The 13,436-nt window shown below is 43.5% G+C and carries 9 protein-coding genes; all 9 read right to left on the bottom strand.

Annotation, left to right across the window (positions count from 1 at the left end; translation table 11 throughout):
• Positions 1 to 7: 7 nt before the first annotated feature.
• Genes B9A18_RS16610 through B9A18_RS16570 form a run of 9 tightly spaced genes read right to left on the bottom strand, consistent with a single transcriptional unit; the run spans position 8 to position 13,435 of the window.
• The gene (locus tag B9A18_RS16610) at positions 8 to 1,405 is read right to left on the bottom strand and encodes a four-carbon acid sugar kinase family protein (protein WP_084290598.1); all 1,398 of its coding nucleotides are present in this window, start codon (positions 1,403 to 1,405) and stop codon (positions 8 to 10) included.
• A 5-nt stretch (positions 1,406 to 1,410) separates the two neighbouring features.
• Positions 1,411 to 2,658 carry a ribulose-bisphosphate carboxylase large subunit family protein gene (locus B9A18_RS16605; protein ID WP_084290596.1) on the bottom strand — a complete coding sequence of 416 codons (1,248 nt, stop codon included), beginning with the start codon at positions 2,656 to 2,658 and terminating at the stop codon, positions 1,411 to 1,413.
• Between the two features lie 7 nt (positions 2,659 to 2,665).
• A complete protein-coding gene (locus B9A18_RS16600; RefSeq protein WP_084290594.1) occupies positions 2,666 to 4,714 on the bottom strand; it encodes an aceric acid hydrolase in 2,049 nt (682 codons plus the stop codon).
• A gap of 36 nt (positions 4,715 to 4,750) precedes the next feature.
• Entirely contained in the window at positions 4,751 to 8,128 is a 3,378-nt protein-coding gene (locus B9A18_RS16595; protein WP_084290706.1) for a glycosyl hydrolase, read from the bottom strand.
• Positions 8,129 to 8,140: 12 nt separating this feature from the next.
• A complete protein-coding gene (gene fucP, locus B9A18_RS16590; RefSeq protein ID WP_084290592.1) occupies positions 8,141 to 9,454 on the bottom strand; it encodes an L-fucose:H+ symporter permease in 1,314 nt (437 codons plus the stop codon).
• Positions 9,455 to 9,498: 44 nt separating this feature from the next.
• Positions 9,499 to 9,939, bottom strand: a complete 441-nt coding sequence (locus B9A18_RS16585) for a MaoC family dehydratase (RefSeq protein WP_084290590.1) — start codon at positions 9,937 to 9,939, stop codon at positions 9,499 to 9,501.
• A gap of 21 nt (positions 9,940 to 9,960) precedes the next feature.
• On the bottom strand, positions 9,961 to 11,040 hold the full coding sequence (locus B9A18_RS16580; RefSeq protein ID WP_084290588.1) for a Gfo/Idh/MocA family protein: 1,080 nt from the start codon (positions 11,038 to 11,040) through the stop codon (positions 9,961 to 9,963).
• Between the two features lie 6 nt (positions 11,041 to 11,046).
• On the bottom strand, positions 11,047 to 12,282 hold the full coding sequence (locus B9A18_RS16575; protein ID WP_084290586.1) for an extracellular solute-binding protein: 1,236 nt from the start codon (positions 12,280 to 12,282) through the stop codon (positions 11,047 to 11,049).
• Positions 12,275 to 13,435, bottom strand: a complete 1,161-nt coding sequence (locus B9A18_RS16570; protein WP_084290584.1) for a CaiB/BaiF CoA transferase family protein — start codon at positions 13,433 to 13,435, stop codon at positions 12,275 to 12,277. Before B9A18_RS16570 ends, B9A18_RS16575 begins: the two co-directional genes overlap by 8 nt.
• Position 13,436: the final 1 nt, after the last annotated feature.

The following is a 13,436-nucleotide window of genomic DNA, read 5'->3' as shown; positions in this document are numbered from 1 at the left end:
TTTTTGGTTATATAAGGTTAATATTAAAAAAGTCTTCTTTTCCTACCTGTCCGCCTTTAAAGACCAGCTCTAACTGGTCGACAGGAGATTCTGGTGCATACGCACGACATAAGGGGGCACCAGGTGACAGCGGGGCAATCATTTCTACCGCCTCTATCCCCATTGCCCTTGCGGCGTAACTGGAAGTATCTCCTCCGGCGATAATAATCCGCTGAAGACTTGTTTGCTCCGCAGTCATCCGAACGATCTGGCCAAGCAGCTGACCATACAGCTGCGCTGTAGCAGATTTACCAAAGCCCTTCTCCCTGAATATTTTATCAGTCTCGGCTACACGAACGTCGTCATTACCCAGACTGGTATGGATCAGGGGATGTTTCCCCCCGGCAATCAATCCCACAGCCTTCAGCACATATTTTTCAGCCGCAGTCTTAATGAAACCGGTTTCCATCGATAGATCAGCCCCAGTTACCTGACTAGCCAACATGACCGTATCTATAGCAATTTCAGTAAAGCCATGGTTTAAAGCATAGCTGATCTGCCCGGCTGTTACCGCAGAGCAGCTACCTGAGGCCACCAATACTGGCCCATCAGCTTTCCTATTTTTCCATTCAGTTTGCTCCTCTAGTATTCCGCTTTCCTGCCAGTAATTCCCCAAAGCCATTTCTATCGCTGAGGAGCCTGCAGAGAATACGATATGCCCGTTACCAGCTTGTGCATCGATCAACTGTCCTATACTTTTAAGTTCTTCCGGTACCAGTGCATCAAAAAGCACAATTTCATATCCTGAAAAATCAGGACTAAAAGCTTGTTCCTGGTATTTATGCAAGTCAAGGATATTGAACAAACCTATACTTTTAGTAGTTTGTTTGCCCAGGTGCAAGCGGATATCACTTTCATCTGCCGGCGTTATAGGATGACTGCGCATCGAGGGGTGTCTGTCGAGGCGATAAATTTCACCTTCACTACCGATCCCCATACGTGCGAAAAGGTTTCCAAACAAACCGTATCTACCCAAATGCGGTGCTGCCGCAAGCAATGGCACAACCTCAGTTTTAAATACAGATACGCCGATATCGATGGCTTTACCAATGTTGCCAATTGTTGGCGAAGAATCGAAGGTAGAACAGACTTTATAGTGTACATGACGAGGGTTCAGTTTTTGCAATGCAGTAAAAGCGGGCTTTAGCGTTTCTTCCATTTCATCTGGCGAAAGTGTACGGCTCTTGCCAGCCACTCCGATGGCTTGCAATCCGGGATAGTGCGCCAGTTGTTCCATTGAGGGTGCTTCAATAAACAGGACAGTTTTGATTCCGGCCCTGCTTAAAAATTCCAGTGCATCGGTTGATCCGGTAAAATCATCCCCGTAAAAGGCGATTAATAAGCGGTTATTTTCCTGGCCTTCCATTTCTGTTATTTATTTTTACCAAATACAGAAACGGAATGACCGAACTCCAGATATTTTGTAGCAGCTTCATCTACAGACAAACCATCTACCGCCGCCTGCCAGGCCTGTTGCAAAGCAACAACACCGCCAGCAGGACCATCGGGATGAGCCATAATGCCACCTCCTGCCATGTACAGCAGGTCTACCGTTTTAGTACGTCGATAAGTTTCAGGTGCCTGCCCTCCCCATTGTCCCGAAGAAACAACAGGCAAAATCGAATAACCACCCAACAAGGGAGTCAAACAAGCTTCAATTGACTTTACTACTGAATCATCAGATTCCCAGAACTTATTCTGAATACCATTTACATGGATCTGGTCTACACCTGCAAGGCGCCATAATTTCTGATAAGCAGAAAACTCAATACCCAATAAAGGGTGACGATTGAGCATCCCCCAACCATTGCGGTGCCCATGTATAGCCAGTTCACCCATATCTCCTATTTTTTTCACGCCGGACAAGCCTACACTATTCAGGCTGATCATCACAGAAGTACCTCCTGATTTCAATACCTTTTCATAGTTGCGCTGCATCTGGTCTATATCATCACTGATGTTAAAGGCATACATCACCTTTTTGCCAGTTTGGTCTGCATGTTTATTGATCACATCCATCACGGCATCCACCCGTTTATCAAAAGGAGAATTAGCGGATGATCCCAGTAACTCATCGTCCTTAACAAAGTCGATACCCGCTGTTGCCAGGGTTTTAACCAATGCAGCAGTTTGTTCAGGCGTCATCCCTATACTCGGCTTTATGATTGTTCCGATCAGGGGTCTATCGTAAACACCCGTAAATTTCCTACAACCCTCAATCCCAAATTTAGGACCTTTAAATGCCCCCGCGTAAGATGCGGGTAATTCCAGATCCATTAGTTTTAAGCCGGTAAACTGGGTCAGTTCATAAAGATTACCTTGTAAAGTAGAAACCAGCACGGGTAAATTATAACCAAAATTCTCTACCGACCAGGACACCTCTATCATCGCCCGTTGATATTTACCTCCGGAGGAAATTACCCCAGGAATCGCAGGGCTATCAGCGGTATCCAGGACAGTTATGTTTTCTACCCTGGCTGCGAAGCGTTGCTTCAATTCTTCTGTTTCTCCGGGAACAGCAATAAAAGTTCCCGACGACTGTTCACCAGCCAGCACCTGTGCTGATTTTTCAAGATCAAGCGGTGTTTCTATGTAATATTTTGCAGTTACTCTTTCCATTTTTTTACTATCTGCTTACAGGTAGCCAAACCGACATTTCCGAATGCCCACGGTTACCCCAGGCAAAATAAGGCACCAGCCTGATCGGCGTTATTGTATTTGATTCATTAAGTGGGCGATAAAGCACATTTTTCCAGTCCTTATTTTCAATCAGCTGCGCAGTACCTTCCAGGCTCATCATATCTGCTCCATCAATTTGTATAGGACTAGCCTTTAAACTGATCTTAGCAGGAATAAAAACATTAAAGATTCTTTTACCTGGCAAGTCAGAAGATTCCAGACAGTAAACTATAGGTCCGCGTTTAACCGCTATCTGGTTCCTGGTTTCTTCTACCAGAGGATTTGATTCCACCAGCTGTGCCTCCATCGGCAATACCAGCTCAACCTGATCTCCAGCTTTCCATTTACGGTTCAGTTCCGCATAAGTACCCGGAGTTAGTACAACGTTTTCGGTCTTTCCATTCACCTTAACAGATGCATGGGAAGTCCAGCCCGGAATACGGAAAAACATAGAATAAGGCTTAGTTCCCGTTGCTTTGATCCTGATTTTAATGTTGCCATCCCATGGATAATTCGTTTCCTGGATAAGACTAACCTTCGATCCATCACTTAAATTAGTGTTTATGGTATTACCACCATACAGATTAAACCACAATCCTTTATCAGAAATACTATAAGCATAATCACTTACCTCAGCAATGGTCCGCACTACGTTTGGCGGACAACAGTTTGATAAGCCGATGTATGGTACTCGGTCTTTAGACCAGCGTTGTTTAAAAGGCAGGTCATCCGAATAACTAAGCGGATTGGTATATAAGAATTTCTTTCCATCCAGGCTTATACCTGAAAGCACACTGTTGTGCAAGGCAAGTTCCATTACGTCAGCGTACTTTGCATCTCCGCTAATCTGCAGCATTCTCCAGTTCCAGAGTACATTTCCAATATTAGCACAGGTTTCATTGTGAGCTGTGAAGTTGGGCAGCTGATAATCTCTACCGAAGGCCTGGTGAATCTTTTGCACCTCTGTGGGGTTATATGAAGTCCCGTCAGGAGAAGTACCATCATACAAAGAGCCACAGCCCCCGGTGATGTACATCTTATGCTGATTTACATCATCCCACATCAAATTCAGCGTATGCATTAGAGAATCGTTACCAGTTTCAGCGTATAAATCGGCCACGCCGGCATATAGGTAGTTTGCCCTTACCGCATGTCCCGTAGCTTTGGTTTGCTTTAAAAATGGAATCCTGTCCTGGTTATCATCTGTACCATCATCAATTTTACCTTTAATGGCAATCAGGTGCTTGGCCAGTTCTAAATAACGAGGTTCCCTGGTTGTACGGTACATTTCGATAACACCCATATAATGAGAGGGACAAATGGCATTTCTAGCCAAGGCAGGAGATGCCTTCTGATAAAAATTGTATAGGTATTCAGTGGCTTTCTTAGCGACATCTAATAAATTGGTTTTCCCTGTTGCTCTGTAATGCACACATCCGGCAGTCATCAAATGGCCAATATTATAAGCTTCAAAACTCAACCTATCCTGAAACTGGTTGTTTGAGCCAGTTTTACGTTGCTCTATCATGGCCTTTGTGTAGATATAGCCATCTTCCCGCTGTGATTTTGCAATCACGGCAATGGCCTTATCCATCTTAGCCTCTAGTTTCTTATCATGTGTTGAAGCATACATGCTAGCCATAGCTTCCAGCGTTTTATAGTAATCGCCATCATGAAAAGAAGGGCCTTTATGTGATCCGGTGTCCAGGCCGGCAGCAATTTCAAAATTCTTAAAAGCATGACTGATGTGTTCATCGTTATAGATGTCCCACATATTTGGCACCATAGTTTCTTTGGCAATCTTAAACCGGTCAGCCCAGAAACCCTTCGTCCAGTTTACGTCCTTCATATTCGGACTATGGAGCTTAGCATGACTGCTTTCTTTCGTGTTTACCAGGCTTTTGTCTTGTGCAGCACTATTCAGTATCGGAAAAAACAATGCCGAACAAGTACTGTACAACAAAACTTTCCTTAGCTGTACTTTGATCCTTTTCATGTTTATATATTGGTTTTATGGTTCGGTTAATCGTATTTATTTTACAGTCTGAATGGTAACAGGCCCTAGTAGCCCAGCTTCCAGTAAAGGTTTACCCTCCAGGCGATAAGGTGCGTTAGTCTTTGTGATCCGTTTATTTTCTGGTAGTCGCTGATCGCCGATCAGCCTGTTTGCCCAGGTATTGCTGACTTCAATACTAATGTTGTTGTTTCCTCTTTTAAGCACCTTACTGATGTCTACCCGGTAAGGGGGCGTCCATACAATCCCACAAGAAATGCCATTCACCTTTACCTCTGCTATATTGGCTACTTTCCCCAGATCCAGCCAGGTTCCTGCCTGTTTATTTCCTTTAAACTGGAAAGTTTTGGTATAAACCGCAGTACCAGAATAGTATTTAACCAGGGAATCTGTGCTGGTACTCCAATCCGCAAGTGCTGCAAAAACCAATGGCTTTGATGGTCCGCCATAGGCAGCGTCGAAGCTTACGTTCCAATCTCCTGTCAATACCTGACCAGTATTAAATACCTCAAAATTCGCTTTACCGGCAACTGGTTTCGCAGGTTCAGCATTGCGATCAAAACTCACAAAAAGCGATGCATTCGCTTCCAGTTTAACCTGTAGCTCCAACCTTCCATCCACTACCGACCAATCTCCAGCTTTCCAGCTTTTCCCCGAAACGGCATCATATAATTCTGGCGCGCTTTTCACGTCAGAAATCCGGAATGAAAAGTTTAGCAACCTAGACTCATTCAACTGATTGGCTATAAAGTAAATATCTTCATCTATAGTTCTCCGGTGCGTATAAGCGATATATTTTGCATATTCGGTTTGTCCGGCTTCTGTAACAAATAAATCCCGATCAAGGTTCAGCGCTTTAAATGTATCTTCCTGAAAAGCGCCTATATTCACAAAGCCTTCACCATTTCTTCCCGGCTTCCATAATTCATCAACTACATTTTTAAATTCAGTTTCTTTCACCTGTTTTAAGCCCGACTGGTAAAGCGGTTTCTCATTGAGTAAAACTGTAGCTCCTGCTTTTACCAGGGCAAGTAATTGTTTTACTGTTTCGTAGTTCATGTACTGGTAGTTGGGATCCATAACTGTTTTACCCGGAATTACTAATATGGAATAACTGGCACCCCTAGTGAACACTACTTTTTTATCTTTTACTACTGCTGTACTCAATACATCGGGGTTAAAGGAGTCGTAAGCATACCCACGTAAAGGATTAACCCAATTCTCAGGATCAGCCATATTCGCAGAGTGGTTTACCCCCATTGGCTTTATCCTTAAAGGCTCGCCAACGTTCATCAACCTGGTCCGCTCATTATCTACTACATCTTTTCCGAAAACACCCGGTAAAACTGATACCAACCGATCAGGTAATACTGATCTGCGGGGAATTTCGTCGCCGGTAAAAACGGCGATATCTACAACTGGATTTCCTTGTTGCAATAATGTTTGCACACGTTCCGCATAACTCACCCAGGCTTTACCCGGTTTCCACCAGGTCTGATCACGCTGAAAGTACAAACCGATGCCATCCAATGTCATTCCTGGTTTCCTGTCCATCCAGGGATTATGGGCAAACACATGATAAACCATCTTATTGATACCCAATGCATAGTTCCGGTCCAGTAAAGTTTTCATGTTGCCAGGATGCTCAGACCAGTCCATACGGATCGAGGTAAAAGCTTCGGCCTGGATGATGTTTTTGCCATAAATATGAGCACCGGAAATGGCATCCATCATGTCATTGGGCTTATCATGAGTCGGACTGTTCAACCAGAACTCACCCATGGGTACATCCACGGTTTTATAGTGCATCAGCCCGTCACTAATCATAGTTGGTGCCACACTTTCCGCGGCAAAATTGACTCCTTTTTCCTTCGCCAGTGCCGCGAGTGGGGTGTAGAACTGATCTACGACCAATTCAGCGATAGTTTTACGCAAGTCGTATAAAAAACCTTCTGAAACTGCAGCCGTCTGGACCGGCAAGCCTGTCATAATGGGCAGGTAAGGCATCATGTCATATCCCCTACGCTTTTTAAACTCTGCAGCGAATAAGGACGACCAATTCTGGCTTCCGCATTCCCAGCTGTCTATAAACAATTCGGTCAGGACTTTGGAAGCGATTTCCGGACCGCCTCTTTTCAAGGCTTCACCATACCAGCTGTCGAACTGTAATTTCACAGCAACCGGGTTAAATTTATCGCACTCAAGACCTTTACCGCCACCTCCGGTAGCATTTGTATGCTCGGTAGAAGTATGACCAATCCTCAAGATGGTCCAGTTTCCTTTAGGTGCTTTCCAGCTCAGACTGCCATCCTTATTTAGTTTTGTGCTCAGGTCTATAATTTTATTCAATGGAACACATAGCTGATCCGGCAATTGTGCAGCAGTACTACGTTTACTGATGCGCCATACAGCTGCTGATTTTCCTTCATACTGATTGATCCTTCCTTCGCCAGAAAGCTCCAGGTTAAGCAATTTCAAAGAAGGTTTCCACTTGGCGGCATCCAGGTCTTCCGAGCCCGGTTCCGATCCTCTTTTGTCGTAAACAAAACGGTAATACCTTGCGGTAACCGGAACAAGGGAATGCGTAACATCAGCATCAGTATCCTGCCAGCCATGACGAGGAGGCTCCAGCCGACCGATGGAACGAAAAACTTTTCCATCGTCACTCACCTGTACTTCAAGACGATGAGCCTGATAGTTGTTACCACCTGTCTTTATTTTGAGACTCCGTGTAGTGAAGGGCTGCTCAAAAGCATACTGAAACCAGCATGGTTCGTTACTACCAAAACTTTTTTTATTTCCAGCGATAACCAGTCCACTCGCATCCGCGCCATTACTGGTACTGATTATCGGTACTACAGTTCGAGTAGTAATGCCTGTACCTTCGGGTGAAGGGTAAGCGTACACTGCAATATCTTTATAATAACCTTCGATTGTTTCCGGCTGTTCCAGCTTAAATTTAGTTTGTTTTCCACCCTGGATATTCAACTGAGTAGATACAACCTTTTGCATGGATAGCTCAGGCGTGATCCATGGGCCGCCAGCGAGTGCGAAGCCGTCGCTCACATGCATTCCGAGTTTGAAGTTTAAACGTTTGGCTTCCTGCATGGCGAAGGTGACCATGTCCCACCAATGCGGAGTTAACTGCTGTGCCGGCGGGCTAAATATTGGAGGATTAGCAGCACCTTTGATTGACAAGAGGTAAGCCCCACCAAGACCTGCGGATTTCATGGCCTCCAGATCAGCAGTAATGCCAGATTTTGAAACCCCACCCTGGATCCAGTGCCACAACACCCAGGGTTTAGTCGTCTCATTTTTCTGGGCATGAACAGGTATTACTGCTATTGTGCACCAGATTACAAAAACCGACAAAATCCCTTTTATGCTAAAACTCATACCACAATTCATCTATTTATGGGCAATTTTATAGCCCTTCAATCCGAAGTACAAGATGATCAGAAAACAAACCAGCGGGATACTGTAGCCAATCTGAATATTATCTCCATTTAAATCGATCAGGGTCCCCATGCCATAAGGTAGAATTGCACCCCCTACAATAGACATAATTAACCAGGATGATCCAGGCTTGGTATCATCTCCAATGCCATCAATTCCCAGGGCAAATATGGTTGGAAACATAATCGACATGAAAAATCCTATGGCGCCCAGGGCATAAACCACATAAGCTCCCTGACCAAGAATTGCGATTAAGCTCAGGAAAACAGCTATAACTGCATATAAAGACAACAATTTATGAGAAGAAATAAACTGCAGAATTGCTGTGCCTGCAAAACGACCTACCATAAAGAGTAAGCCATACATAGCAAGATAGTAAGCAGCTGTCTTCTCGTCGAACCCGGCACCTTGCTGCGCCATCCTGATAAAAAAGCTGGTTACACAAACCTGTGCTCCAACATAAAAAAACTGCGCAACCACGGCCCACCTTAAATGCTTATGACGCAATGCACCAAAAAAGCTACCTTCAGCAATACCATCTTTACTTTTAGTCTTTATTTCCGGAAGATTTACAAAATAAAAGATAATGGCAATTACAACCAATACAACCCCCAGAACAATGTAAGGCATTTTAACAGATGCTGCTTCTTCCATAAAATAGCTGGAACGAGCTACATCGGTCATGGCATCCAGTTCTTCCTTGGTATGCGATTTTCCCGAAAGGATAAACATCGAACCGATAAATGGTGCTACCATAGCAGCCAGTCCATTAAAAGATGCGGCAAGATTCAATCTGCTTGTCGCTTTGGACGGATCACCTAAAACCGCAGCATATGGATTTGCGGAGGTTTCTAAAATCGTTAATCCGCAACCAATGATAAATAAGGCAATTAAAAATGTTACGTATGACAATTGGTTAGCTGCCGGTACAAATAAAAATGCTCCTCCTGCAAATACCAACAATCCAATGATCATACTCGCTTTGTAGCCCCATTTCTTAAGAATCATTCCTGCAGGAATGGCCATTAAAAAATAAGCCAGGAACACAGATGTATCTATTAAGGTCGACTGCCTGTTATTTAAATCACAAGCCTTTTTTAAATGTGGTATAAGTATAGAATCCAGGTTATGCGCCATTCCCCATAAAAAGAATAAGCTCACCACCAGAATAAATGGCACTAAATATTTCTTACCTGTTGCTGTATCTCCTTTACCTGTAGCCTCATCGCTTATGATAACTACTTCCGGTTCTGTGTTGTGGTTCATATATTGGTCGTGTTAGGGTTGATTTTTATCCAAAAAAAAAATTACTATTTCTTTTTTACCAATAGCAGGTGATCACACACCAATACTACTTCTCCATGTTGGTTTTTAATTTCTACATGTTCTGTTACGGTTCCATATTCAGGCTTCTTAGCTTCTGCCTTTTCAGAAATGGTGATTTCCGAATGAATGGTATCACCTATAAAAACAGGTTTTACAAAACGTAAGCGATCATATCCTTTAGAAAAAGCCTCAGGATTAATTTCAGAAGCTGTTAGCCCGATGCCTATGCTAAATATCATGGTTCCATGAGCTATTCTATGCTTAAAAGGCTGGGTCTTGCACCATTCCTCATCCATGTGATGGGGAAAGAAATCGCCTGTATGCCCTGCATGAACCACAAAATCTGTTTCTGTAATGGTTCTTCCTAATGTTACCCGTTTATCGTCCAACTGGTAATCTTCAAAAAATATTGATTTAAAATACATTGCTTTTACGTCTTTATAATGTTACTCAGCGTTCAGCTGCTCATTTACTTTTATTCCGCCCTTGTCGCTAGACAAGTACGCACTTTCTACTACTGCCATTGTTTTAATCACATCTTCTACACTGGTATACAGCACGTCAGATGATCCTTCTTTATAACGCATCAGGTTAGCCATTGTACCGATAAATGCTTCCGGAAACCATGAACCTTCCAAATCCATTTTTTTCCATTCCGGAACTTTACCTTCTTCAATCAGGCAATATTCAAATACATCAGGAACCCCATGTGGATAATCCATCAGTAAACCCATCTTGGCTTTTATTGCACCTTTGGTACCTTCCCATTTGATGAAACTCTCCTGGTTATGCGGGCCAAAATCATGATCATGATTGGTGTTGATTACTGCATGCATGGTATCTCCGTAATCAAATAAAATAGTTGATCGGGAGGACGAAAGTGTTTTTGCAGGATGCTTTAGCGTTTTTGCCATTACCGTTTCCGGTTCTCCTAAAAATGAACGTACCATATCTATATAATGAATGCTATGGTATTGAATTTCCAATCGTGGATGAACGATCACATGCGGAAAGATCTCCCATGGCGTTTTAATGGTCACCCGCACTTCCATATCATACAGCTCACCAATCAGGCCTTTTTGGATCATGTCCCTTGCTGCACTAACAAATGGCGCAAAACGCAACTGGAAGTTGATAGCTGCAACCAGCTTTTTCTTTCTGCATAGTTCCAATATCTCTCTGGCCTGATGAAAATTATCACCCATAGGTTTCTGAATCAATACAGCAGCACCATCAGGTAATTGGTCCAGCACCTCAATGTATTGCTCCGGCATAATGGTCAGATCATATACAGCATGCTCAGGTGCTTTAGCTACTGCTTCTGCTATAGATTCATACACATTGGGAATCTGAAAAATTTCCGCAAGTTTCTCTGCTCTGGCTTTGGTACGGTTTACGATACCATGCACCATAAAGCCTGCTTTTTTATAGGCCGGAAGATGTGCATCAGCTACAATACCACCAGCCCCAATAATGATAATAGGATGTGTAGTTTCAGGTAACTGAGGTTTATATATGATTTCCATAAAGGTCTATTTGTCAATTAAATTAATCTTATCCTGTGCTGCTTTTACAATTTCGGTAACCGCTTTATCTGAATGCAAAGCGTTCAATACCATTTCATCTATAAGCACAGCAATTTCTGCCCAGTTGTATTTCTGGGGTAGAGTCTTCGCATTTTCATGCAATTGTTCGAGCTTGTGATAATATGGTACAATCTGGTTGATTTCTGCATCCTTCCAGGTCGATACGCGACAGCCAATCCCACCTTCAAGAGTAAGCAGTTTATCATTCGCTTCATTTACTGCAAAGCGGATGAAATCGTAAGCAATTTGTTTATGCCTGCTACCAGACCCTATGGTATACAGCCAGTACACATTCAATGAGGTAGGTGTACAGCCCTGGGCAGACGGTATTAAGCCTACTTCTACTTTCCCTTTCACCGCCGATGCGGGATCTACTTCACAAACAGAAGCAAAACCAAACCAGTTGATCATCATGGCCACTTCTCCCCTGGCAAAAGCTGCACCGGCCCTTACCGAATCGAACTCAGCAGAACCTGGATGTATTGCTTCCTTATCTTTTACCACTCCCCTGTAAAACTCCAGAGCGTCAATCGCATATGGAGAATTAACATTAACACGGCCGTTTTCATCTATCAGGTCACCTCCACGACTCCAAAGCTGCAAACAAAAATCAAACACCGTATTGTGTCCATCAGGGTAACAGGCAAATACAGTTCCGAATAAGTTTTGCTCAGGGCGATTAAAGAAACGGGCAACCTTAACAAAATCCGGCCACGTTTCAGGAACAGCAAGCGGCTTCCCATATTCTACCAGATAGCGTTCCTGCTCTGTCTTATCTTCAAACAGATCCTTTCTATAAATCAGGCATTCAGGGCCATCATGAAATGGCAAACCAACAACCTGATCTTTAAACTGCTGTGAAGCCAGTAAAGAATTGCTCCATCCCCCTGGAAATGCAGCAGGTGGCAGCTGATCGATAAAAGGCTTCAAATCCTCGAAGGCACCAGCGGTACAACCTTCATACAACCAATCGGTATTGATATGGGCTACATCCCAGTCGCCATTTTTTAGTCCTTTATTTAACAATGTACTTTCATGAAGTTCATGCAAATCCATGGGCACCAGCTCCGCCTTTAATCCGCAACCGGAAGAAAGACAATATTGGTCCCACACCTTTTGCATGGCCGATTCGAAGGGGCCGAACTTACGAACGGCTATTCGGAATACTTCATTTTTATTCATGAACACTTGATTTTACAGTTACAAACTGGCTAATGATCCTTTCATTATCCTGCCCTAATTTAGGAGAACCTTTGGAAGAAACGAGTAATTCACCATCAATCCTTATCGGACAACGGGTAGTTTGGTAACGATAACCATCCGTCATTTCCACTTCCTGAATCATATTTAAGGCTTTAAAACCCTCATGTTCCATCAATTGCTTCCAATTCAATACATCCGAACACCAGATATCTGCAGGTTCTAAAATGGCAAGCCATTTTTCGGTACTTCCTGTTTGTAAATGATCTGCAAGAATCGCTTTAATCTCATCACGTTTATCAAAAGCTTCAGCCGGATCAGTATAATGTTCCATTGCTTTACATCCCAATAAACCAGCAAGTACGGGGATTGATCCCATGGCCAGCGCTATAAAACCATTGCCAGTTTTATAAATCCCGTAAGGCGCTCCCAAATAAGCGTTTGCATTATTTTGTGCGGTCCGTTCCGGAAGCGCTCCGCCATCATTCATAAAGGTGGTGATGGTCTCAAACTGGAAATCGTATGCCGATTCTATCATACTTACCTGCACAAAAGCACCTTCTCCGCTGGTCGCTTTGCGAAACAAACAAGCCAGAATACCCTGTGCCAGATGCGAACCTGCCAGCATATCTACAATGGAAAGTCCCATGGCCACCGGGCCTCCGGCATTACCGCTTAACCAGGTTAAACCAGTTACTGATTGTAAAAGTAAATCCTGACCAGGCTTCCCTTTGCCAGCTCCGTCTGTACCGTAACCCGAAAGCTCAGCATAAATAATATTATTGTTCAGTTGCTGTACAGTGACATAATCAAATCCTAACCTTTCCATCACACCCGGACGAAAATTATGGATCATCACATCTGCCTTTTTCAACAGCTCACGAACCATTTTGCAATCTTCCTCATTTTTAAGGTCGACCTCAAAGCTTTCCTTATTTCTGTTGATCGCATGAAATACAGAGGATTCTCCATTCATGATCACATTTGAAGTGTACAGGGTCCGACAAATATCACCAACCCCGGAACGCTCTATTTTAATAACCCTTGCACCCATGTCGGCCAACCTCAAACTTGCTGAGGGGCCCGACAAAAACTGGCTAAAATCTACCACTAAATAATCTTCCAGGGCTTTCATA

This window comes from Pedobacter nyackensis (genome assembly GCF_900176505.1).
GTDB lineage: Bacteria > Bacteroidota > Bacteroidia > Sphingobacteriales > Sphingobacteriaceae > Pedobacter > Pedobacter nyackensis.
Note: the sequence above shows the minus strand (reverse complement) of the source record. Positions and strands in the feature narration are given on the sequence as shown.

What these genes read in the sequence shown, in the direction of transcription:
- fucP (WP_084290592.1), bottom strand. Translation starts at nt 9,454, where the DNA reads ATGAACCACAACACAGAACCGGAAGTAGTTATCATAAGCGATGAGGCT.
- B9A18_RS16585 (WP_084290590.1), bottom strand. Translation starts at nt 9,939, where the DNA reads ATGTATTTTAAATCAATATTTTTTGAAGATTACCAGTTGGACGATAAA.
- B9A18_RS16600 (WP_084290594.1), bottom strand. Translation starts at nt 4,714, where the DNA reads ATGAAAAGGATCAAAGTACAGCTAAGGAAAGTTTTGTTGTACAGTACT.
- B9A18_RS16575 (WP_084290586.1), bottom strand. Translation starts at nt 12,282, where the DNA reads ATGAATAAAAATGAAGTATTCCGAATAGCCGTTCGTAAGTTCGGCCCC.
- B9A18_RS16595 (WP_084290706.1), bottom strand. Translation starts at nt 8,128, where the DNA reads ATGAGTTTTAGCATAAAAGGGATTTTGTCGGTTTTTGTAATCTGGTGC.
- B9A18_RS16610 (WP_084290598.1), bottom strand. Translation starts at nt 1,405, where the DNA reads ATGGAAGGCCAGGAAAATAACCGCTTATTAATCGCCTTTTACGGGGAT.
- B9A18_RS16580 (WP_084290588.1), bottom strand. Translation starts at nt 11,040, where the DNA reads ATGGAAATCATATATAAACCTCAGTTACCTGAAACTACACATCCTATT.
- B9A18_RS16605 (WP_084290596.1), bottom strand. Translation starts at nt 2,658, where the DNA reads ATGGAAAGAGTAACTGCAAAATATTACATAGAAACACCGCTTGATCTT.
- B9A18_RS16570 (WP_084290584.1), bottom strand. Translation starts at nt 13,435, where the DNA reads ATGAAAGCCCTGGAAGATTATTTAGTGGTAGATTTTAGCCAGTTTTTG.